At 41.6% G+C, this 22,197-nt stretch carries 19 protein-coding genes; 11 read left to right on the top strand and 8 right to left on the bottom strand.

Going from position 1 to position 22,197, the window contains the following annotated elements:
• Positions 1–465: 465 nt before the first annotated feature.
• The 3 genes from aceB (at position 466) to AAEZ00_RS04440 (ending at position 5,516) form a co-directional block, all read left to right on the top strand.
• On the top strand, positions 466–2,118 hold the full coding sequence (aceB, locus tag AAEZ00_RS04450) for a malate synthase A (RefSeq protein WP_351075357.1): 1,653 nt from the start codon (positions 466–468) through the stop codon (positions 2,116–2,118).
• A 96-nt stretch (positions 2,119–2,214) separates the two neighbouring features.
• Entirely contained in the window at positions 2,215–3,531 is a 1,317-nt protein-coding gene (gene aceA, locus AAEZ00_RS04445) for an isocitrate lyase (RefSeq protein ID WP_124011997.1), read from the top strand.
• A gap of 521 nt (positions 3,532–4,052) precedes the next feature.
• On the top strand, positions 4,053–5,516 hold the full coding sequence (locus AAEZ00_RS04440; protein WP_502959317.1) for an HDOD domain-containing protein: 1,464 nt from the start codon (positions 4,053–4,055) through the stop codon (positions 5,514–5,516).
• Between the two features lie 145 nt (positions 5,517–5,661).
• Here the strand turns inward: AAEZ00_RS04440 and AAEZ00_RS04435 are convergent, their stop codons facing one another.
• The 4 genes from AAEZ00_RS04435 to AAEZ00_RS04420 form a co-directional block, all read right to left on the bottom strand.
• Positions 5,662–6,267, bottom strand: a complete 606-nt coding sequence (locus tag AAEZ00_RS04435; RefSeq protein ID WP_351075355.1) for a nuclear transport factor 2 family protein — start codon at positions 6,265–6,267, stop codon at positions 5,662–5,664.
• Between the two features lie 51 nt (positions 6,268–6,318).
• On the bottom strand, positions 6,319–7,143 hold the full coding sequence (locus AAEZ00_RS04430; protein ID WP_101032410.1) for a M90 family metallopeptidase: 825 nt from the start codon (positions 7,141–7,143) through the stop codon (positions 6,319–6,321).
• A gap of 325 nt (positions 7,144–7,468) precedes the next feature.
• On the bottom strand, positions 7,469–7,891 hold the full coding sequence (locus AAEZ00_RS04425) for a hypothetical protein (protein WP_101032409.1): 423 nt from the start codon (positions 7,889–7,891) through the stop codon (positions 7,469–7,471).
• Complete coding sequence (locus AAEZ00_RS04420) at positions 7,851–8,597, bottom strand: AAA family ATPase (RefSeq protein ID WP_124011995.1); 747 nt, start codon at positions 8,595–8,597, stop codon at positions 7,851–7,853. Before AAEZ00_RS04420 ends, AAEZ00_RS04425 begins: the two co-directional genes overlap by 41 nt.
• 739 nt (positions 8,598–9,336) lie before the next feature.
• On the opposite strand from AAEZ00_RS04420, the gene AAEZ00_RS04415 reads away from it, so the two are divergent.
• A complete protein-coding gene (locus AAEZ00_RS04415; RefSeq protein ID WP_101032407.1) occupies positions 9,337–9,549 on the top strand; it encodes a DUF3820 family protein in 213 nt (70 codons plus the stop codon).
• A gap of 284 nt (positions 9,550–9,833) precedes the next feature.
• Here AAEZ00_RS04415 and AAEZ00_RS04410 read toward each other — a convergent pair whose 3' ends face one another.
• The 4 genes from AAEZ00_RS04410 to AAEZ00_RS04395 form a co-directional block, all read right to left on the bottom strand.
• Positions 9,834–10,340: a GNAT family N-acetyltransferase gene (locus AAEZ00_RS04410; protein WP_124011994.1), complete on the bottom strand. Its 507-nt coding sequence runs from the start codon at positions 10,338–10,340 to the stop codon at positions 9,834–9,836.
• Positions 10,341–10,397: 57 nt separating this feature from the next.
• Positions 10,398–10,700: an NrfJ gene (locus tag AAEZ00_RS04405; protein ID WP_101032405.1), complete on the bottom strand. Its 303-nt coding sequence runs from the start codon at positions 10,698–10,700 to the stop codon at positions 10,398–10,400.
• Positions 10,701–10,841: 141 nt separating this feature from the next.
• Positions 10,842–12,578: a bifunctional metallophosphatase/5'-nucleotidase gene (locus tag AAEZ00_RS04400; RefSeq protein WP_351088394.1), complete on the bottom strand. Its 1,737-nt coding sequence runs from the start codon at positions 12,576–12,578 to the stop codon at positions 10,842–10,844.
• Between the two features lie 616 nt (positions 12,579–13,194).
• Entirely contained in the window at positions 13,195–14,253 is a 1,059-nt protein-coding gene (locus AAEZ00_RS04395; RefSeq protein ID WP_124011992.1) for a hemolysin family protein, read from the bottom strand.
• Between the two features lie 524 nt (positions 14,254–14,777).
• Between AAEZ00_RS04395 and rlmN the strand changes: the two genes are divergently transcribed.
• From rlmN to bamB, 7 genes are all read left to right on the top strand, one after another.
• A complete protein-coding gene (rlmN, locus tag AAEZ00_RS04390) occupies positions 14,778–15,899 on the top strand; it encodes a dual-specificity RNA methyltransferase RlmN (RefSeq protein ID WP_351088393.1) in 1,122 nt (373 codons plus the stop codon).
• A gap of 31 nt (positions 15,900–15,930) precedes the next feature.
• Positions 15,931–16,716 carry a type IV pilus biogenesis/stability protein PilW gene (gene pilW / locus AAEZ00_RS04385; RefSeq protein WP_101032401.1) on the top strand — a complete coding sequence of 262 codons (786 nt, stop codon included), beginning with the start codon at positions 15,931–15,933 and terminating at the stop codon, positions 16,714–16,716.
• Complete coding sequence (locus AAEZ00_RS04380) at positions 16,716–17,693, top strand: RodZ domain-containing protein (RefSeq protein ID WP_351088392.1); 978 nt, start codon at positions 16,716–16,718, stop codon at positions 17,691–17,693. The genes pilW and AAEZ00_RS04380 overlap by 1 nt, the downstream gene beginning before the upstream one ends.
• 30 nt (positions 17,694–17,723) lie before the next feature.
• Positions 17,724–18,839 carry a flavodoxin-dependent (E)-4-hydroxy-3-methylbut-2-enyl-diphosphate synthase gene (ispG, locus tag AAEZ00_RS04375; protein ID WP_101032399.1) on the top strand — a complete coding sequence of 372 codons (1,116 nt, stop codon included), beginning with the start codon at positions 17,724–17,726 and terminating at the stop codon, positions 18,837–18,839.
• A gap of 98 nt (positions 18,840–18,937) precedes the next feature.
• Positions 18,938–20,212, top strand: a complete 1,275-nt coding sequence (gene hisS, locus AAEZ00_RS04370) for a histidine--tRNA ligase (RefSeq protein WP_101032398.1) — start codon at positions 18,938–18,940, stop codon at positions 20,210–20,212.
• A gap of 14 nt (positions 20,213–20,226) precedes the next feature.
• The gene (locus AAEZ00_RS04365; protein ID WP_101032397.1) at positions 20,227–20,847 is read left to right on the top strand and encodes a tetratricopeptide repeat protein; all 621 of its coding nucleotides are present in this window, start codon (positions 20,227–20,229) and stop codon (positions 20,845–20,847) included.
• 12 nt (positions 20,848–20,859) lie between these two features.
• Entirely contained in the window at positions 20,860–22,095 is a 1,236-nt protein-coding gene (bamB, locus tag AAEZ00_RS04360) for an outer membrane protein assembly factor BamB (RefSeq protein ID WP_124011989.1), read from the top strand.
• Positions 22,096–22,197 lie beyond the last annotated feature (102 nt).

Here is a 22,197-nt window from a genome sequence, read left to right as displayed (position 1 = left end):
TTTATACTATTTCAGTTTGCTGGTCAATTGGTAAGATGAATTTATACCCACTCATTTAAAGTATAAGCTCTAATTATTAAAGTTAATATTAATCATTAGCTTAATTGGTTTTAATTCTTTGGTATTACCAATTTGTGTGATCGTCGACACTGTGTTTAAGGCAGTTTGGTAAAGTATTAACTGTTGCAATTACAAACGTTTTTGGTTAGTTTTTAGTACGAAACAAACATTTGAACGTTTGTATTATTAACTTTCAGGTTAACCATCAGCTTCAGTTAACTATTATTTGCATACTCTTTATTGAACTTGATTTGAAACATTTAAGCGTAAGCCGTGATAGTGGTGCTTAGCTTTACGATTCAATGTGAGTGATAGCAATAACTAGCCTGTTTAAGTAATGAAGCATGACAACCAACATCAACACATATAGCACTATCAACACTGATAGCACTTAGGGAGCCAAATATGACGGCAGAACAATTGGTAGCTCAACACAGTAAGTCCACAGCAAATGCTGATGATTCGCTTAAAACCGATCTCACGTTTATTGGTCCCACTGTCAACGGCCAAGACGAGGTCTTTAACTCTGGCGCCGTGACTTTCCTTGATTCGTTATGCGCAAAGTTTGTTGATGAAGTACCTGAGTTGTTAAGTAAACGTCAACATAAACAAGCCCGTATTGATGGCGGTGAGTTGCCAGACTTTTTACCTGAAACTCGTGCGATACGTGATGGTGATTGGACTATTCGCGGCATGCCTGAAGATCTAACTGACCGACGTGTTGAAATTACTGGTCCCGTTGACCGTAAAATGATCATCAACGCGATGAACGCCAATGTAAAAGTGTTTATGGCTGACTTTGAGGACTCCTTAGCACCAAGCTGGCTAAAGATTGTAGAAGGTCAAATTAACCTTCGTGATGCCGTACGTGGTGATATTGATTTTACCGCCCCAGAAACAGGTAAGCATTATTCGCTTAATCCAGACCCAGCAGTATTAATTGCACGTGTACGTGGTTTGCATCTTATTGAAAAACACATTGAATACAAAGGTAAACCTATTCCTGGTGGTTTAGTTGATTTCGCAATGTACTTTTATCATAACTATCGCCAACTGTTAGCTAACAACTCAGGACCTTACTTTTATATTCCTAAGCTAGAAAGCCATCTGGAAGCGCGTTGGTGGGCGAAAGTCTTTGCCTTTGTGGAAGAGCGTTTTTGCTTACAGCCTGGCACGATTAAATGTACGTGTTTAATTGAGACTTTACCTGCGGTGTTTGAAATGGAGGAGATCCTTTATGAGCTTCGTTCGAACATTGTCGCGCTTAATTGTGGTCGTTGGGACTATATCTTTAGCTATATTAAGACATTAAAGAAATACCCTGATCGTGTGTTACCAGACCGTCAAGCCGTGACCATGGACACTAAGTTTTTAAGCGCCTATTCACGCTTACTGATTAAAACCTGCCATAAACGCGGCGCATTAGCGATGGGTGGTATGGCGGCGTTTATTCCAGCCAAAGATGAAGCGACTAACGAACTCGTATTGCAAAAAGTACGTGGCGATAAAGAGTTAGAAGCCCGAAATGGTCACGATGGTACTTGGGTTGCTCATCCAGGTTTAGCCGACACCGCAATGAAAATTTTTAATGATTATATTGGTGGCGATAGAACCAATCAATTGCATATTACCCGTGATGTGGATGCGCCGATTTTAGCCAGCGAATTACTTGAGCCTTGCGATGGAGAGAAGACGGAAGCGGGAATGCGTTTGAACATCCGCATTGCTTTGCAGTACATCGAAGCATGGATCCAGGGTAATGGTTGCGTACCGATTTACGGTTTGATGGAAGATGCTGCTACAGCAGAGATATCGCGCACTTCAATTTGGCAGTGGATCCAACACGGCAAGAGCTTATCAAATGGCAAATTAGTCACCAAAACATTATTTAAAGACATGTTGAAAGAAGAAATGGCCAACGTGAAGAAAGAGCTCGGTGCTGAACGTTTTAATGCTGGCAAGTTCACTGTAGCAGCAGGGCTGTTCGAGCAAATTACCACTTCAGATGAGCTAGTCGATTTCTTAACATTACCAGGATATGAACTGCTAACGGCTTAATACGCCAGTTATCAGAATATTAATTACAACACTACTGAATTAGGCAAAGTCGAAAAATTCACTTTGCCGACCCATTACACAGGAAGGAGCGACATTATGACTACACAACTAACTCGTCAGCAACAGGTTGATGCTATTAAGAAAGATTGGGCTGAAAATCCACGTTGGAAATCGGTTAAGCGTCCTTTTACCGCTGAAGAAGTCGTCGCATTACGTGGCTCTGTCGTGCCAGAAAATACGATTGCGAAACTGGGTGCCGCAAGATTGTGGGCTCTGGTTAATGGCGGCGCTAAGAAAGGCTACGTTAACTCTCTTGGTGCACTTACAGGTGGTCAAGCTGTACAACAAGCAAAAGCGGGTATTGAAGCGATTTATTTATCAGGCTGGCAGGTTGCTGCGGACGCTAACTTAGCGGGCACTATGTATCCTGACCAATCACTATACCCAGCTAACTCTGTACCAGCAGTAGTAAGCCGTATTAATAACTCATTCCGCCGCGCTGACCAAATTCAATGGGGCAAAGAAGTCAATCCTGGTGATGACAATTACACTGACTATTTCCTACCTATTATTGCAGATGCAGAAGCGGGTTTTGGTGGCGTACTAAATGCTTTCGAACTAATGAAGTCGATGATTGATGCTGGTGCTGCTGGGGTTCACTTTGAAGACCAACTCGCGTCTGTTAAAAAGTGTGGTCACATGGGCGGTAAAGTTCTAGTGCCAACCCAAGAAGCAGTACAAAAGCTTGTTGCTGCCCGTTTAGCTGCAGATGTGAGCGGTGTAGATACGTTAGTTATTGCACGTACTGATGCTAATGCTGCCGATTTAATGACTTCAGATTGTGATGAATATGACCGTGACTTTGTGACAGGCGAGCGAACTAACGAAGGTTTCTACCGCGTTAAAGCTGGCTTAGACCAAGCGATTTCTCGTGGTCTTGCCTACGCACCTTATGCTGACTTAATTTGGTGTGAAACCGCTAAACCTTGTCTTGAAGAAGCGAAGAAGTTTGCTGATGCCATTCATGCACAGTACCCAGATCAACTACTTGCTTATAACTGTTCTCCTTCGTTCAACTGGAAGAAGAACTTGGATGATGTAACAATTGCTAAATTCCAGCAAGAGTTATCAAACATGGGCTACAAGTACCAGTTCATCACGTTAGCAGGCATTCATAACATGTGGTACAACATGTTCGATTTAGCCTATGACTATGCACGTGGCGAAGGCATGAAGCATTATGTTGAAAAAGTACAAGAACTTGAATTTGCTGCAGCTAAGAAAGGTTACACTTTCGTGTCGCATCAGCAAGAAGTGGGTACTGGTTACTTCGATCAAGTAACAACATGTATCCAAGGCGGTAAGTCTTCAGTAACTGCACTAACGGGCTCTACTGAAGAAGAACAGTTCTAAGATAGTTGCCTGACCATTTTACAAGCTTAGTCACTTTGTGACTGTTGTAACCCCGTGCGGCTCACCTACAGGTCGTACGGGATTTTTATCCAAGTATGATGGATTATAAGTATATGCTTAGTTGTTGATCCTGATTGTTTGGGTACTTCCTCCCGGTAAGCTTTTTTAACCACATTATTTGTGATTGCGGCTCTTGCGAGCCGTTTTTTTTTACCTACTCATTTATCCAAAAATCCCACGGATTGACCTTAATATGGCATTGGTGGGTTGCACCTCAGACCACTCCTAAGCAAAAAGATAAGCAGAGCCTAAATAAAGTGATTAATCACAATATAAATTGTCGTTTATTCAGTGTGCTAGAGTCAATTTTGTTAACTTGCCAGTCAGTATGATTGAGGATGCCGAAAGTGTTGTTTTTGCGTTGATACGTGAGCTAGCTTGAGCGAGTAACAATATCTACAAGACACTGTGATGAAATTGAGTATACTGAAAATAATATTTGTTACATTTAGGCTGTTTTTTTGAAACCTATGACTCCGCAAAAAGGGGCTGATTACTGGACTAAACGGATCAGTGATCAAGAAATGCCTGCATTATGTTCAACCGTGCTTGATTTAGAAAGGCTGGCAAAAGACGATGTGTCTTCGTTATCTTTATTAGGTCGAAGTGTGATGCACGATAACGCATTAACGTCACGTATTTTACGAGTGGCTAACAGCGCCATATACAACAAAGGCATTAGTCAAGTCTCAACGGTTAGCCGCGCGGCTGTGGTGCTAGGTTTTGATACTATTCGCAATATCTGTCTTACCGCTAAATTACTGACCAGCTTATTAGAAAATAAACACCTTTCAGAAGGTGTTTACCAGCGTTTATTAAAGCTGATGGCGCAGTCATTTCAAGCGGCGATGTTGGCTCGAATGATGATGAGCGACAAGGGCGAGTCGTTGCGTGAAGAAGTGTTTATTGCCTCTTTGTTATATCGGATAGGTGAAAGTGCTTTTTGGAGTATGGGTGGTGAGCAGACCGAGCAACTGGATAAAAAATTATTAACCATTGAGGATAACATTGAGCAAAAATCACTGATCCGAGCTGAACTTGGCACCTCATTTCCTCAGCTTACCCAAAGTATTGCCAGAAGTTGGGGTTTAGGTGAAGTATTGATTAAGTCTTTAGCACAACCTGATGAGCGCATGCCTGAGATCCGTTGTATATTTTTAGCGAATAAGTTATCAGAAATTGTTTCTCAGCCTAACGTTAATGCTGAAGAATTACATAAGCGCTTATCCCAAGCCGCAGACATGTTAGACATCAGTGTGGATGAGTTTACACAACGATTCATTGATTGCAGTGACATCACCCATAAGTTAGCCATTGAATATGGTGCCAAAGCCATAGTGTCTTATTTACCTAATACTGGCGACGTATTAGAAAAAGCCGATTCTCCGATTGAGCCCACAGAGATACGACAAACCAACCAAGGTTATCAATTAAGCAAATTGAGGCAACTCACTCATTATGCGGTGGAGAAAACTGATTTTAATCAAATAATGCACACCACATTAGAAGGGATGCTAACCGGTGTTGGCTTGGATCGTTGTGGCGTGTTGTTACTATCACCGAGCCGTAAATTATTACAACCCAGAGTGATGATGGGTGATGGTGCAGAGTTATTAAAACAAGCCTTTGTGATTGAACTTGATGATCCAACATCGGTTTTCACTCAATGTGTGGGGCAAAAAAAGAGCTTTTGGGTAAATACACCAACCAGTAATGAATGCAAAGTACAAGTTGATGATGTGCTAGTTGAACGTTTTTCTCAACATGGTTTTTTATTAGCGCCACTCTGTGTAGGTCATAAAGTGTTAGGGTTATTCTATGCCGATAGGCAGGGTTCTGAACGTCATTTTGAGCAAGAAGATTTCGACAGTTTTACACACTTTAGTGAACTAGCGAATGTGTGTTTTAGGGTGTCAATGACATAGAAGGATTATTGATTCTTGAATGCTGAATGTTGTGCAATTACCGACAATCTTAAAAGCTAAGCTTTAGATATTAGGTATTAGGTATTAGGTATTCAGTTTTATGGTGGTCATGATAATCGACAATGGCCACCATATCCTTAAATCCTTATTGCATAATTAAGCTGGTAATACGTTTAGCTTTGTCGTTTGGGATTGGGAAACTCAAATGATACTGAGCAATTTTCCAACCATCAACTGTTTGTACTAACGCGCCAGTACCACGGCTGACGCCATAAGCTGGGCTGTAGAGCTGTTCGTCAAATACAATCGTATCGTCAATTTGTAACAAGTGACGCGATTTTACATCGTAGTGCCAACCTTGAGTGGGTTTAGCATAGCGCTCAAATTCAACCATATTCCAACGCTCTGATGCATCGGTGCCAATAAACACGGCTTGTGGGTGATAAAGACTAAAATAAGTACTCCAGTCTGCTGCAGCAGCACTTTCATGTAATTGATTTAATAAGCCACTAACAGCTTGGCTGTCTTTTGCAGATAAACCTTGGCTGTCAATTAACTCGTTTTTTTGATTGATGTCTTTAATCACAGCTTCGCTTTCGGAGCTCACTTGTTGACTCACGTGTTCATTTTTCGGCTCGGTTTGACTTTGTTCTGTGGTTAATTCTTCCGCCTGCGTTGCGTGTAAGTCAAAAGCCGTCACTGTGGTCATTAACACGGCAATAAAACCGAGTCGGTGGATAATTGATTGCATAGTATCCCTTTTCATATTGTGAATTATTATGATGTTTTTACTATTAGTATTCTAGTGCCAATTTATGGGATCTAGCTGATAAAATTGGCTCAATTCTTTATACAATTGTTGATGTTGTTGATAAAACTCTACAGGTCGTTCGAAAAAAGTTTCACTGATCACCGCAAAAAACTCCGCCGGATTGGTCGCGCCATAATAATTGAATAATGACGGGATATGATGCTGAGCGCAATACTGAAGTTGCTGAAACTCTTGCCCCAGTGTTGTTGACCATGAGCGATATGAAGTGATATCTCGCAGTGGAGGAGCGCCATTGGCGCTGCCATCTTCTTGATCAAGTTGATGAGCAAATTCGTGTATGACCACATTACTGCCATCAAATGGATCTGCCGCGCCTTCTACAGTGCTGTTCCATGATAAAACAACTTTACCATACTCCCATGATTCACCTAGCAAGACATTACGTTGGGTCGATTGTACTCCCCCGAGGCCAGTTCGGTTTTGCTCAACAATAAATGCACTTGGGTAGACTAAAATTTGCTTCAGTTTAGGGTAATAGTCGGTTTTACGGTTGAGTAATAATAAACAGGCTTGGGCTGCGATGGTGACTTTTACTTCGTCATTAATTTCGAATCCGTTACAACCCACAAATTGTTTTTCATCGATAAAGATTTGAATATGTTTTTTGAGCTGAAGCTGCAAATCCGTCGGCATGGCTTTAAAGTATGGAAAGCGGGTTTTCAATATGTTACGCCATCGTGTGGGAAATGGCTGACGGGTGACGATATTACGTTGACGGTTGATACGCCATTGACTACTGACGATCCACCCCACGGCTATCATTGATATAACGAGCAATATTATAATCGCGATCATAGACATGTCCTGGTGGTCGAAGGGGAGTTAAATTATTGTCTCGAACCCATCATTATTGATTACTGGAGCTTGCCGATGAGTGCATTGCTCATTTTTTCATACTGTGAGTATTAATAATTAATGGGGTAGCGATTGAACAAATTCAAGCTTTAGTGAAAACTAAATAGTGATCAGGGTGTCGGCTATTAACTTTTTGGTTGGAATGAAGGCATTAAACTTTAAAAAAAAGCACTGACTAACAAATATTAACCTCATATTTGTTGCCAGCAAAAGGGTGGGGAGAAAAGAGTACTTATTTGCAATTATTAGGTGTATTTAAGATGTATTACTGGTCTGAAAAATTAGCCTCTAACATTTTTTGTTGTTGTGGTGATAGACTGAAATGTTGTGAAATCAATTGCCTGATGAGTTTTGATTTTGCTATGACTCCTTGTTGGCTCAGTAATGTTAGTTCATTTATTGCCGTTTCACTTAAGGTAAATGTACAGTGTTTGTAAGGCTGTTTTTTGCTTTTATTCGCAGACACCATTGGTTCAAGATACTGTGGATATTTACGCTGTAGAAAATCGATTATATTGCTCTGGTTATCGGCATTGGTTGTCGTAATTGTTTGCTTTGCATCATGTTGAGGACGGTCTTGACCCGCAGCATATAAATCGGCTGCCGCAATAAAGTCATCAATCGATACCGCAATGTTAGTGGTATTTTTACATAACGAAGCGTTTTTCTTGAGATCGGCTAGTCCCATAATTTCCTCTCAATGTGGTCACATTTGATGCAGTATTGCGCTGTTCGATGAGTTGTTTTGCATCAGTAATTTCGAGTAATTCGCAGGCAATACTGCGCATTTCTAATGCCGCTTTACCTTTTGGCTCTAATTCAAATACAGATAATCCCGATTCTTCACTATCGTCGTAAATATTACGACTGTAGTTAACCGCATCTAACACGTTAATGTCGTAGGTACGACAAACATCTTTTGCTTCTATAATTCTGCTTGCCTGATTAGGTAAACTTGGGCACTGCGTGATCACGAATGACGCTTTCATTTTTGGGTTAATCATCAAACAAGTGGCGACGATATCGTCTAAATGACTGACGGTTTTTAAGTCGCGTCGTTTGGGGCGTAATGGCATTAACACATGGGATGCCACTGACATGGTTGCTCTAAGGGCTAAATTATCTTGGCCACCGCAATCGACAATAACGTAGTCGTAATGTTGCTCTAAGCTGAGTAAGTCATTACGAATTTTTCCATAGAGTTGCACGCAGTTAATAGCAGGTAATTTAGGATTATTGTTACGGGCTTGGATCCAGTCTGATGTGGTTCGTTGTGGATCACAGTCGACCATAATCACGCTTGCATTCGCCTCTTTGGTCAGGAATACCGCAATATTTTGCGCAAGACAGCTTTTACCACTGCCGCCTTTTTCACCACCAACTAATATGATCATGGACGTTGCCCTCCCAATATAAATTAACTTACATCGTTAAATGTAATTGATAACTCACTGTAATTATGGATGCGGGTTTAGTCAATTAGTTGATTTTTGACAGTTTTTTATTAATGTCATCTGGGCGGTTATTTGACTGTGTTGAGTGTTTAGACAGAAAATTGACGGCGCTAGTTTACATGCGTCAATGTTACTTAAAGGTTAAATTTAATAATGACTTACGCCAGTTAAATACGGTTAACAATCCAGTGTGCTGACACCGTTTTAATATTGGCAGCAACGAGATAACCAATTTATATACATTAAATGACTATAGGATGATTTTAATATAGCTAATTGATATAACTTGATGATGCAGCTAAATGGGTTATTTTTAAGCTAAGGGCTGTTTGATAAGCGTTTATTAACCAGAATTGAGGTCAAATAGGGTATTTAACTTTAGCATTTACTTTAGCAGTGGCTTTATTAGTCGCTTTATTAATGCTCGATATTGTCACTTGAGCTTGTTTTTGAAGTGAACTTGGTGCTGATTTGACATGAATGGCCATTAACTCGACATCCGTCAGTTATGCTATTCCGTTGCTGGTGCCTTTACGGCCCGCTATAGCAAACAGATCCATTATCTGTTGATTTGGCGTAGCCTAAAGCAGTTTTGAAAATGACTCTGAGCTGATAAAATAGTTAATGTGATGGGTAATACAATAACCTTATTGATAATCAAAGGCCTGGAGCCATAGTGATGAATGAGCAGCAATTGTTAGAAGCGATTAATCAAACCATGCCATTTGGTAAATATGCTGGACGTAAATTATTGCATTTACCTGAACCGTATTTGGTCTGGTTTCATTCTAAAGGTTTTCCAGAGGGCAAGCTCGGTGAGCAACTCGCATTAATGTATGAAGTGAAACTCAATGGATTGGAAGAAATGCTACAACCGCTGTTAAAGCGTTGAAGCGGGTAACAAGCGATGACAAGCGATAACAGCCTAGAGGCTAGGGCGGACTGCGTCCTGCTAGATCGCTACGCTGCTAAATAAAGCAGGGAAGAGCGATAACAAGCGTAACAGCCTAGAGGCTAGGGCGGACTGCGTCCTGCTAGATCGCTACGCTGCTAAATAAAGCGGTCAAAGCGTTCGCTCGTTAGCGCCCTTTTTGAGGCCACGCAATGGCGTGCAGTTATCGTTCTAGCTCTAGTTCTACCGCTGTTATAGGATCTAGCCGCGAAGCGTCCTAGCACCTAGGCTTTTAGAATAGGTTTTTTCATGTAAAAGCCGGTAAAGGTTTGACCGCGTTTTTGCTGATAGCTTGTGTGTTGCAAGATAAAGCCCATGGTTTCAAACAAGGGCTTAGATAAGCATGATGCATCAACACTGAGGTTGGAATATTGTTGCTGTATTGCCCAATGCTGTAAGTGACTGTATAAGGCGCTGGCGATGCCTTGGTGTTGGTAGTTGGGGTGCACATATAAGCAGTCTATGTAACCTTGATATTTAAAGTGTGTTTCCACACTAATAAAGCCAATAACGTGCTGGTTATCAAGCGCTAACCATGCTTTATTTCGTTTGTATCTTAGTTGCCAAAATTTAGCGGAACGGGGTGCTGAGGACCATGCATTGAGTTTTAATTTTGGGTATCTTGGATGAATAATACCTTGCACGGCACAATGGTACAATTGACTGATTTGAGTTGCATTTGACGCAGAAAAATCCACGATTTGATAAGGATGAGGAAATGAATTTTGCATAAAAAAGACCAATCGATAAGATTGGTCAATTATGTAAGGTTTTAGCAATAAAACGTACTATTTTTTATTAATATCACCAACAAACATGATTTTATCAAATGTTCTGTTGAGGCTTGAGCTTTTAAAGTCACTCATCCACATTTGCTCTGACACTTCGACCTTGTCACCTTTGCTTACTTCAGTTTGCGGACCTGCTGCCCAGTATGTTTTGTCAGCTTCTTTTAACTGAACATAGGTATAACCACCGCCATTCATGGTGTCGAGAACTTCAGCTTGATGTAAAGCGCCTTGTGCCCATGCTGAAGATACACCTATAGCCAAGGTGGCCGCTGCTGCAAATGCGATTAATTTAGCTTTCATGTATGTATTCCTATTTTTTATCTACAGATGATAATGGATAACGAGATTCGCTCAACTTTATGCTATTTAACCATCTCTGTTCACTGAGGTCTGTGATCTACTACGAATTATTGCGGTCTCCCAGCTGTTAGGCATGCTGGTTTAATCGCGGTGGCTAATATAATGTACATTGGCCAATAGTAGTCCGTTAATGAGGTGTCCATATTGACTGACAAAATCGATAAACGCTTCTGGTAATGTTTGATCCGTTATCGATTGTTGCCAATGTGCCAGCAACAATGCCTCATATCCTTCTTTACCCGCAGCGGTATAAGAACTTGATACCCCGAGATACAGCTTTTTAGGATCAAGGGTTTGCCATTGATCTTGTTTGTAAATTTCGACTTGGGTGATCCGTTGCCCTTTAATTTGCTTACCATCATAGAAGTAACGCAATCCGTAAGGATAAGGAAAACTACCTGCGCCAGTACCCATAATACCATTATTGGTTGCCGAGTTAATTGAAGACTCAAGCGCTTCAATGACATATTTCCCTTGGATTTGGTACAAGGTCAGGGGTAACTCAAAAGGTAAAATCCGTCCTACTACATCCGCTAATGACAATTGGCCTTTATTCAACGACTGTCTAACACCGCCAGCATTATGGAGGGCAAAATCAATATTCGGTTCAATATTTTTTGCGGCTTTATACATGCTTCTACTGACCCAAGGCGCAATTTCACTGCCGTGAGGAAAATGTTTACTGGGCAGGCGAGTATGGACAAAATCGCGCGGGATATGGGTTAGAATTTGATTTTCTATTGCGTCTAATGATGGTCTATATTGGGTGTGAATGACCGAGTGGATCTCTTCATCATGTTGGGCATCTTTAATACAAGGGTGACTAAAAAGTTGTTCAATTAATGCCGCTGAAGTATGACTGTCAGCAACAGTGCCTTGTTTTGTGGTTACGGTAATCTTGTTATCGAGCATAAAGTAATTGTTACCCAACAGTTCGACAACCTTACCTTGTTGGTCAAAACATATTTCAGCTAAACCAACCGTTTCAGCATATTTACCGGCATGTAAAATCGGCGTTGAATTAATTGTTTCGCCATAAGGGATATTACTCAGGCCAATATCACTCAGCTCGCCTTGGAGCGTATGCGAGTGACCACCTACAATCAGGCTTATGCCATCAACTTTTGCGGCCAGTTCCCTATCTTGATCTAAGCCTAAATGGCTCAGGACGATAATGTGATGAATACCTTGTTGGTGCAAGCGTTGTATTGTTCGCTCCGTGGTCTCGATGGCATTGACAAAGTGGGTATCAGGATCCGGTCTGGCAATTAAGCGCATTTGATCAAGAGTGATGCCAATTATCGCTAGCTTGGTATCATAAAACGGCTTAATTAATACTTTGGCCGTTTCAGTTGAGTCATCAAAGTCGTATAGCATTGGATGGCCATAAAGTCGGCCTGTTTTCTGGCGGTCTTCCTGACTTAAATCCATATTACCGGCTAATATCGGAAAATCGATACGATTTAAAAACGCTTGAACAGGGCTGTTACCCGCATCGATTTCATGATTACCTATGACCATAGCATCGGGCTTTAGCAGGTTTAGTAAATGGGCATTGGCTGCACCTTTAAACTCTCTAAAATATAAAGTGCCTTGAAAGCTATCGCCGCCATGTAAAAATAGAAATGGAGTTTGCTGGGCCGCGGCTTGCTGTCTTGCCTGTTCTATTTGATAACCTAAACGCGCATAGCCACCAGAATGGGCTTCTAGTTTATAAGTGTGCTGTTGGGCTGTCAGGCTAAAATGGACTGGACTAGGTTCGAAGTTAGAATGAGTGTCATTAATGTGAGCAATAGATAAACGATAAATATTTGGCATTTTTTCCCTCAATTTAATGTCGGTATATTATACCCATTTCATTAAATATGTAATCACTCAGCGTTTCCCCTGGTCTTTCAATTTAAGCTTGTTGGCGCAAGAGTTGCCATGTAACGCAGAAACAGAATACCTAAGAGTCTTTTATTGATCGTACTTAACTTCAATTCTGGTATAAGTAAGATAAAGTGATATAAATTAGCGTGTTGTCTGGTTTATTAACCTTGCCTTTTGTTTTGCGAGTAAAGGCGATAATAGCGCTGTTGTTGCAAGTCAATGCCACTTCGATCGCGGGACAAAAAGCGATTTGAGAACGGTTTATTATCTTAAGGATTGTCCAGAGATGAGGTTATAGATAATAATGCGACATATTTACACTGTACTATGGTATGGATTGAGGCTAACGCAGGATTGACTATTAGCCCCGTGATCACAACAAGTTTAGTGGGTTAACAATGGTAAAACACCTTTTTTAACAATTAGTTAATCGAATTGCTGTTAACATTGTTAATGATTAAGATAAATTTGAATATACATCATTCAGTTGGTATAAAAAAGGCTATAAATTGAATGTTAATAATTGGTTAGTCTGATTTTATAGCCAATAACGGAGGCTCAATTAACCCATATTATTTTCATCGTATATGACTAAACCTTTACTTTTTATCCGTCGTTGCCAAAGTTTGCGCGCCAATGCTTGCATATTGGGCGTTAAATCCTTTGAGTCAACGATTTCTAAACCAATTAAGGTTTCGATGATATCTTCAATCGTCACAATGCCTTCGCTTGAACCGTATTCATCAACCACCAAGGCGATTTTTGAACTACGATTGATCATTAATTGAAACAGCGGCAATACTCTTACGGAAGAGGGGACGACGAGTAAATTTTTTAAATGCTCTCCAATTTCAGTATCTGGGGCTTGGCGAGACTGAAGTATAATATCATTACGATTGACATAACCAATCACATTGTCACGATCACCTTGATAAATCGGGATCCGGGTAAAAGTACTGGACAAATACTGGTCGATAAATTGCTCATTAGTGATGTGAGTTGGTAATTTAAAAATCACTGTGCGGGGGGTCATGATGTCACTGACGTGCATGTCTTTCATCGACAACATTTGCGTTAACATCTGTGATTCTTGCTCACTTAATTCGCCACTGTCTTTCCCCATTTGGGTCATTGCGCTGAGTTCTTGACGAATGTATTGACCTTTTTCGCCTTTGCCGAAGAGATTGGTGACTTTTTGAGTCATCCAAATTAAAGGCATCGTCATCTTTTCCATCCAATATAAACATAGTGATACCGATGGAGCCAATTTGCGCCAGTAATTAGCCCCTAAGGTTTTAGGAATGATTTCTGAGAAGAATAAAATTAAAAAAGTCAGAACAGCAGAGAATACGCCAAGCATTTCACTACCAAATATGATGGCCGCCTTTGCACCAGCAACAGAAGCCCCCATGGTATGTGAGATGGTATTTATCGTTAAGATAGAGACTAATGGAGAATCAATATTTTGCTTTTGCTTATCGAGGCGTGCAGCAATAAAGGGGTGAGTTTCTTTGAGGGTTTCGATATAACTTGGAGTAACAGATAAGAGGACTGCTTCAAAAATACTGCATAGAAATGAAATGAAAATAGCAAAAAAGACAATCAAAAAAAGAGTTAACATAAATGTAAGTAGAAACTTCCTCGAGGTAGACTAAATAAACTGTATCAATTCTATCATAACATCCGATGCACTCGCTACAGTGGCTAAAACACGACATGAACACGACAATAGCGATACTGAGTAAACATCCGATTCACTCTCTACAGTAACTAAAACACTATACTAGCGATACAGAGTCAACTCGATGGACTCGCGACAGAGGCTAAAACACGACACGAACACGACAATAGCGATATTGAGTAAACTTGATGGACTCGCGACAGTGGCTAAAACACGACATGAACACGACAATAGCGATATTGAGTAAACTCGATGCACTCGCGACAGTGGCTAAAACACGACACGAACACGACAATAGCGATATTGAGTCAACTCGATGGACTCGCGACAGTGGCTAAAACACGACACGAACACGATACTAGATATATTGAGTAAACTCGATGCCCGAGATACTGGCTAAAACGTGATGCTAACTGTATAATTCGCCGCCCTGTTACAGGTTTTGGTGTTTTGAGGTTAGGCAGATGAGTGTAAAAAAAATCAATTTATTAGATTTTAATCGTAAAGGACTACGTGCGTTGTTCAGTGAAATGGGCGAAAAACCGTTTCGTGCCGATCAGTTAATGAAGTGGATTTATCACTTTGGGGCCACTGATTTTGAAGAAATGAACAACATAAACAAAGTTCTACGTGGAAAATTGGCTGCGAAATATGAAATTGTTGCGCCTGAAATTGCTAATTTTCAAGAGTCTGCTGATGGCACCATTAAATTTGCGATCAATGTTGGTCAGGGTCAAGAAGTCGAAACGGTATATATTCCAGAAGAGGACCGCGCGACGTTATGCGTGTCGTCGCAAGTGGGTTGCGCTTTAGAATGTACTTTCTGCTCTACTGGTCAGCAAGGTTTTAACCGTAACTTAACGGTATCGGAGATCGTCGGTCAAGTCTGGAGAGTATCGCAATTTTTAGGTTTCCATAAAGACACCGGCGATAGACCCATTTCTAACGTAGTGATGATGGGTATGGGTGAGCCTTTGCTTAACCTTGCCAATGTGATCCCTGCGATGGATATTATGCTTGATGATTTTGGCTTTAGTTTATCTAAACGTCGCGTGACCTTATCAACCTCTGGTGTGGTACCTGCGCTTGATAAACTCGGTGACGTTATTGATGTGGCATTAGCGGTTAGTATCCACGCCCCTAATGATGAACTGCGCGATGTGTTGGTTCCGGTTAACAAAAAATATCCATTACAAGAATTTTTAGCGGGCATTCGTCGTTATTTAGCAAAGTCTAATGCAAATCGCGGCCGCGTAACGGTTGAATATGTGATGCTTGATCATATTAATGACAGCACAGACCAAGCGCATGAACTTGCAACGTTAATGAAAGATACTCCATGTAAGATTAACTTAATTCCGTTTAACCCGTATCCTGGTTCTCCTTACGGCCGTTCATCTAACTCACGCATAGACCGTTTTTCTAAAGTATTGATAGAACATGGCCTCACCGTTATTGTGCGTAAAACCCGTGGGGATGATATTGATGCTGCTTGTGGCCAGTTAGCGGGTGATATTCGTGATAGAACAAAGCGTTTAGCAAAAAAACAAATGCAACAGAATCAGATTTCAGTCACAATGGAATAACTCGTTGTTTACATAGATAATAGGCTTATAAATGATGCACGGAATGCAAAAGGTTGGTCTGATTACCTTATTGGCTTTGTCTGTCACTGCTTGTGTGACTGAGCGTACCTACAGTGGTACTGATATCCCTGTAGCTGAACGTCAGTTTGATAAGCAGGGGGCCGCTAGAGAGCGTATGCATCTCGGACTTACTTATCTAAATCGTGGTAATAGCGAACAAGCTAAGTATAATTTAAATAAAGCAGTTGAATATGCACCCAATACCAGCGAAGTTCATATGGCAATGGCTTATTATTACCAAACCGTAGGTGATTTAGAGCGAACCGAAGCATCATACGAAAAGGCCATTAGCTTTAGTGATGTCACTGGTGATGCGCGGAATAACTTTGGGGTGTTTTTGTGTCAACAAAATAAATTTGTCGAATCTGAGAAAATGTTTCTTGCTGCGATTGAAACACCTAAATATACCCGCACAGCATCGAGTTATGAAAACTTAGGGGTGTGCAGTCGCAAAGCAGGTGATAAAGAAAAAGCGCGACAGTATTTTAATATGGCGTTAAAGTATGATAAAAGACGGCAAGTAACGTTGTTAGAACTAACCGAGTTAGCCATGGAAGATGCTGACTACGGCAATGCGCGCGAACAACTCGCAAGATACCATCGAGTTGCTAGTGAATCAGCAGAAAGTTTAGCCTTAGGGATTAAGATTGAGCGGGCGGCGAACGATGTAGAGGCCGTAAAACGATTTGGCATTTTATTAATTGCGAAGTTTCCTGCATCTCCACAAGCCAAAAATTATAGAGCTAACTTGAATTAATGACTAATGAATTCGAAGTAGAACAAGACGCAGAAAAAGCGGATTTGTTAAAAGACGTAGTGACAGCCGGCACCATTTTAAAAGCGGCTCGCGAAGCAAAGGGGATCTCGATTGAGACCGTTGCAACCCAATTGCATTTACGTCCCAAGATCATCGATGATCTTGAAAATGATATTTTTATTAATATAGCTTCTATCACTTATGTGAGAGGCTATATTAAGAATTATGCTCGTTTTGTTAGCGCCGACATGGCTGTAATACAGCAATGTTTAAGCCGTCAAGTGCCTGAAATCGTGGCACCGGTAATGCAAAGTTTTTCACGTAAGACGATCCATCAAGCTCGCAATAGTCGGCTTAATTTAGTGACTTACCTTATTGTTGCCATATTAATAGCGATGCTGGTGTTATGGTGGGTTCAAAAATCATCGTTACTGACAAATGTTGATTTATCACAGCCAACCGTTGAAGAAATTGCCGCGGAAAGTAGCATGCTTGATCCGCAGCAAATCATTCGCAGTGAATCTGGACAATCGCAAGCTGAAAACACCACCAGTGAGTCAGATTATGTGACTGAAGGCATCGATAGTTCAACTGATGCAGCTAGCAGGGCTGCGATCGAAGCTGAAGATAATCTTATCCAAACAGCGCAAAACGCGGCGAGCTCAACTCAGGCATTAACTCAACCGAGTACGCCATCGTCAACCATAATAGAGACGAGCGTATCAAGTTCTGAGAGTGTGTTAACGATTGAACTTTCGGGTGACTGTTGGGTTAACGTAACTGATGCCAATGGCAAAGTGATGGTTGATGGTGTGAAAAATGCGGCACAAAGAATAGAAGTCCGTGGTACAAAACCTTTTAAAGTGATCCTGGGTGCGCCTCAAGTAGCCAGTATCAGTCTCGATGGTAATAACGTCAGTTTAGCTGCGTTTTCCGACGGCCGAGTAGCAAGATTAACCCTGCCTAAAGCGTCATAATGCTTTAGCATAGCAATAGAGCATATTCGCATGTATAACGAATCCCCAATTATTCGCAGACCATCTACACGTATATATGTGGGCAATGTGCCTATTGGTGATGGTGCGCCGATTGCTGTGCAATCGATGACGAACACTAATACCAACGATGTTGAAGCAACCGTTGCGCAAATCCGGGCGTTAGAAAAAGTCGGTGCTGATATTGTGCGTATTTCTGTACCGACGATGGACGCAGCTGAAGCCTTTAAAATGATTAAACAGTCAGTGAATGTTCCCTTAGTGGCCGACATTCATTTTGACTATCGTATTGCCCTTAAAGTGGCAGAATACGGTGCAGATTGCTTACGTATTAACCCGGGTAATATTGGTAATGAACAACGTATTCGCAGTGTTGTTGAGTGCGCGCGCGATAACAACATTCCAATCCGTATTGGAGTGAATGGTGGATCGCTTGAAAAAGATTTAATGGACAAATATCGCGAGCCAACGGCTGAAGCCTTATTAGAATCAGCAATGCGTCATGTAGATATTTTAGACCGTTTAAATTTTGATCAATTTAAAGTCAGCGTTAAAGCCTCAGATGTTTTCCTTGCTGTTGCATCATACCGCTTACTGGCGAAACAAATTCGTCAACCCTTGCATTTAGGCATTACCGAAGCTGGCGGCCTGCGCGCAGGCTCAGTCAAATCAGCGGTCGGTTTGGGTCTGTTATTGGCAGAAGGCATCGGTGATACCATACGTATTTCGTTAGCGGCCGATCCCGTTGAAGAAATTAAAGTGGGCTTTGATATTTTAAAGTCTTTACGCATTCGTAGCCGTGGGATTAACTTTATTGCTTGTCCTTCTTGTTCGCGCCAAGAATTTGATGTGATTAGTACCGTCAATGAACTTGAGCGTCGTCTTGAAGACATTACCACTGCAATGGACGTGTCCATTATTGGTTGCGTGGTTAATGGTCCAGGTGAAGCACTGGTGTCAGATATTGGCTTAACTGGCGGCCATGCAAAGAGCGGTTATTATGATGGCGGAGTGCGTCAAAAAGAGCGCTTTGACAATAAAAATATTATCGATGGCTTAGAAGCCAAAATCCGTGCTAAAGCAAGCATGATGGCAAATCGCATCGCGATCACCGACAAAACTGAATAATCATTAATCCTGTGCATGACAACCTAAGTGTTGTCTATGTTGAGGGTATATTTACATTTTATTAGTGCAAGCTAATTCAAGAATTGGGCAAGTTAACAGTGGCAAAGCAAATCCAAGCTATTCGCGGTATGAATGATATTCTGCCAACGCAAAGTCCTTTATGGCAAAAAGTCGAAGCCGTATTGCGCTCATCAGTTAGTGCATTTGGTTATAGCGAAATTCGCACTCCTATTGTTGAAAGTACTGATCTTTTTAAACGCTCTATTGGTGAAGTGACCGATATTGTTGAAAAAGAAATGTACACTTTTGGCGATCGTAACAATGACAGCTTAACCTTACGCCCTGAAGGCACCGCCTCAACCGTTCGCGCGGGTAATGAGCACGGCCTTCTGTATAACCAAGAACAACGTTTATGGTATATGGGACCCATGTTTCGTCATGAGCGTCCACAAAAAGGTCGTTATCGTCAATTTCATCAGTTTGGTGTTGAAGTTTTCGGGATCGGCAGCGCCGATGTTGATGCTGAAGTATTAATGTTATCTGCCCGTTTATGGGACCAGTTAGGCATTAAAGAACATGTTGCGCTGGAGCTTAATACCCTAGGCGATCCCGCTGAGCGTGCTGCTTACCGCGATGCGTTAATTGCTTTTTTAGAGCAACACAAAGACAAATTAGATGAAGATAGCCAACGTCGGATGTATTCAAATCCATTACGTGTGCTAGACAGTAAATCGCAACAAGTGCAGGCTATTTTAAGCGATGCACCAGTATTGATGGAATACCTTGGTGAAGAATCAAAGACACATTTTTCAACTTTGTGTGAACTCTTAGACGCTGTTGGCATCCAATACACCATCAATCCGCGTTTAGTCCGTGGTTTAGATTACTATAACCGTACTGTATTTGAATGGGTTACCACTAGTTTGGGCTCGCAAGGTACGGTATTGGCAGGTGGACGTTACGACGGTTTAGTCGGTCAACTTGGTGGTAAAGATACCCCCGCTGTTGGTTTTGCTATGGGTCTTGAGCGGATTGTACTATTGCTTGAAACGCTCGAGTTAACCAGTGACATTGCCGCTGAAGTGGATGTTTATGTCACAGCAATGGGCGATAACTGCGTAGTAGAAGCCATTAAAGTGGCTCAAGAGTTGCGTCAACATTTACCAAGGCTTAAAGTCATGAGTCATTGCGGTGGCGGTAACGTTAAAAAGCAAATGAAGCGTGCCGATAAAAGCGGTGCTCAGTTTGCGTTAATTATTGGTGAAAATGAATTGGCCAGTAATCAAGTCGCTATTAAGCCATTACGAACTAACAACGAACAACAATTGGTTACGCGTAGTGAACTCGTAACTAAAATTGCAGAACTGATTTAAAAGGGGAAGTGCCAGTGGAAATTTATAGCACAGAAGAACAACAAGTAGATGCTATCAAGCAGTTCTGGAAAGATTATGGTACCTCGATTGTCGTGGGTGCCGTGGTAGGCCTTGGTGGCTTATATGGATGGAATACTTATTCAGACATGCAAGTGACGGCGGCTGAAGAAGCTTCAGAGTCATTTCAGTCTATCGTGACACAGGTGAATAATCCTGCTGCATTATTGGTTCAGGCAGAAAGCTTTGCATCAGAACATGATCAGCAAGGTTATCAAGCGCTACTCGAATTGATAATAGCAAAATCGGCAGTTGAAGCGGGTGATTTGGCTAAAGCAGAAGTTTCATTTACCAAAGTGATTGCGGCGCAACCTGGTGCTGGTTTGGGCATGGTCGCGATGATCCGTTTAGCGCGTATTCAAGCTGAGCAAAATAATGTAGGCATGGCGTTAGCCACGTTAGATCAAGTGACTGATAAAGCATTTGCTTCTCAACGTGAAGAATTAAAAGGTGACTTTTTAGTGCGTCAAGGTGACTTGGATAAAGCCAAATTAGCTTATCAAGCAGCAGTGGATAATGGTGGTGCGTTAACCAGTCCAGCGCTGACCATGAAGTTAGATAATCTAAATAAGGCATAAGGAACTTAGCCGATGAAGTCGTGGTGCAAAAATTTACTTGCCGTTGGGTTAAGTGTTGCTCTTATGTCTGCTTGTTCTTCAAGTGATGTTGAAGAAGAGCCTGTTAGTGAATTAGTTGATATACAAGCAACGGTGTTTCCTGAAATTATTTGGGATACCAGTGTTGGTGATGGCGTCGGCGATTATTATTCGCAACTTCGTCCCAGCGTCCGTTATGGCAAAGTGTTTGTTGCTGATCGCAACGGTATAGTTGTCGCTTTTGACGAAACAAGTGGTGATGAGCTTTGGAAGCAAGACTTTAATGATGTCTTCGAACAGCAGCTTGGAACCAAAACTAAAGGCATTCGTTTAGCTGCGGGTGTTACTGCGGCACGCAGTAAAGTGTTTATTGGTGGCGAAACGGGCTTATTAGTCGCGCTTGATGAGGCAACGGGTGACGTTGTGTGGTCTACGCAAGCTAATGGCGAATTATTATCGGCACCCACAGTGGCAGAAGATGTTGTCGCAGTGAATACCAGTAAAGGCACATTTGAAGCATTTAATGTCGATAACGGCGAAAAGTTATGGAGCTATGAGATGCAACTGCCAAACCTCACTTTACGGGGTACGGGTTCTGCGGTTTATGAAGCGGGCGGTTTCTTTTTAGGTTCTGCAGATGGCAAAATAGCTGTTGTTGTTAAAAGTAATGGTCAAGCAGCGTGGGAACAAACCGTTTTTAGTCCGACCGGTGCCAATGAGTTTACCCGTATGGCCGATATTGATATGACACCATTAATATTGGGTGAGAATCTGTATGTTGCTAGTTACAATGGTAATTTAGTCTCTATGGAGCTTCGCAATGGTCGCGTAGTTTGGTCGCGTAAATACTCAAGCTTTAATGATTTGGCCGCAGCAGGTATCAGCCTGTTTTTAGTGGACGATCATAGCCGTATTTACTCAGTCGATCGCCGTAATGGTTTAGAGCTATGGAGTAATTCTGAGCTTAAAAATCGTCAGTTAACGGCTCCAGCAGTAATAGATAACTATATTGTTGTCGGTGACTTCGAAGGTTACTTGCATTTTATTGACCGTATTAGCGGTGAGGTTGTTGGCCGCATTGAAGTTGACAGCGATGGCTTATATGGCCAACCTTTAGTGGTGGATGACAAAATTTATGTTCAAGGTCGCAGCGGCAAAGTCGCCATTGTGAGTTTGAACAAACAAGAGCAAAAGAATCTTGAGGAAGATACCGAAACAGATGCGGAATAAGTCCTAGCACTATTGTTGCGTTAATTAAGGTATAATATCCTTACTAGAGCCCCTGGAAGCGTTCCGGGGGCTTTTTATTGAAAAGTTTTTTAGAGGCAAAAT

It is taken from the genome of Shewanella sp. S1-49-MNA-CIBAN-0167 (genome assembly GCF_040310145.1).
Lineage (GTDB): Bacteria > Pseudomonadota > Gammaproteobacteria > Enterobacterales > Shewanellaceae > Shewanella > Shewanella psychromarinicola.
Note: the sequence above shows the minus strand (reverse complement) of the source record. Positions and strands in the feature narration are given on the sequence as shown.

What these genes read in the sequence shown, in the direction of transcription:
- AAEZ00_RS04435 (WP_351075355.1), bottom strand. Translation starts at nt 6,267, where the DNA reads ATGCAATCAATTATCCACCGACTCGGTTTTATTGCCGTGTTAATGACC.
- AAEZ00_RS04430 (WP_101032410.1), bottom strand. Translation starts at nt 7,143, where the DNA reads ATGATCGCGATTATAATATTGCTCGTTATATCAATGATAGCCGTGGGG.
- aceB (WP_351075357.1), top strand. Translation starts at nt 466, where the DNA reads ATGACGGCAGAACAATTGGTAGCTCAACACAGTAAGTCCACAGCAAAT.
- rlmN (WP_351088393.1), top strand. Translation starts at nt 14,778, where the DNA reads ATGAGTGTAAAAAAAATCAATTTATTAGATTTTAATCGTAAAGGACTA.
- AAEZ00_RS04425 (WP_101032409.1), bottom strand. Translation starts at nt 7,891, where the DNA reads ATGGGACTAGCCGATCTCAAGAAAAACGCTTCGTTATGTAAAAATACC.
- AAEZ00_RS04380 (WP_351088392.1), top strand. Translation starts at nt 16,716, where the DNA reads ATGACTAATGAATTCGAAGTAGAACAAGACGCAGAAAAAGCGGATTTG.
- aceA (WP_124011997.1), top strand. Translation starts at nt 2,215, where the DNA reads ATGACTACACAACTAACTCGTCAGCAACAGGTTGATGCTATTAAGAAA.
- AAEZ00_RS04405 (WP_101032405.1), bottom strand. Translation starts at nt 10,700, where the DNA reads ATGAAAGCTAAATTAATCGCATTTGCAGCAGCGGCCACCTTGGCTATA.
- AAEZ00_RS04410 (WP_124011994.1), bottom strand. Translation starts at nt 10,340, where the DNA reads ATGCAAAATTCATTTCCTCATCCTTATCAAATCGTGGATTTTTCTGCG.
- pilW (WP_101032401.1), top strand. Translation starts at nt 15,931, where the DNA reads ATGATGCACGGAATGCAAAAGGTTGGTCTGATTACCTTATTGGCTTTG.
- ispG (WP_101032399.1), top strand. Translation starts at nt 17,724, where the DNA reads ATGTATAACGAATCCCCAATTATTCGCAGACCATCTACACGTATATAT.
- bamB (WP_124011989.1), top strand. Translation starts at nt 20,860, where the DNA reads ATGAAGTCGTGGTGCAAAAATTTACTTGCCGTTGGGTTAAGTGTTGCT.
- AAEZ00_RS04415 (WP_101032407.1), top strand. Translation starts at nt 9,337, where the DNA reads ATGAATGAGCAGCAATTGTTAGAAGCGATTAATCAAACCATGCCATTT.
- AAEZ00_RS04395 (WP_124011992.1), bottom strand. Translation starts at nt 14,253, where the DNA reads ATGTTAACTCTTTTTTTGATTGTCTTTTTTGCTATTTTCATTTCATTT.
- AAEZ00_RS04420 (WP_124011995.1), bottom strand. Translation starts at nt 8,597, where the DNA reads ATGATCATATTAGTTGGTGGTGAAAAAGGCGGCAGTGGTAAAAGCTGT.
- AAEZ00_RS04400 (WP_351088394.1), bottom strand. Translation starts at nt 12,578, where the DNA reads ATGCCAAATATTTATCGTTTATCTATTGCTCACATTAATGACACTCAT.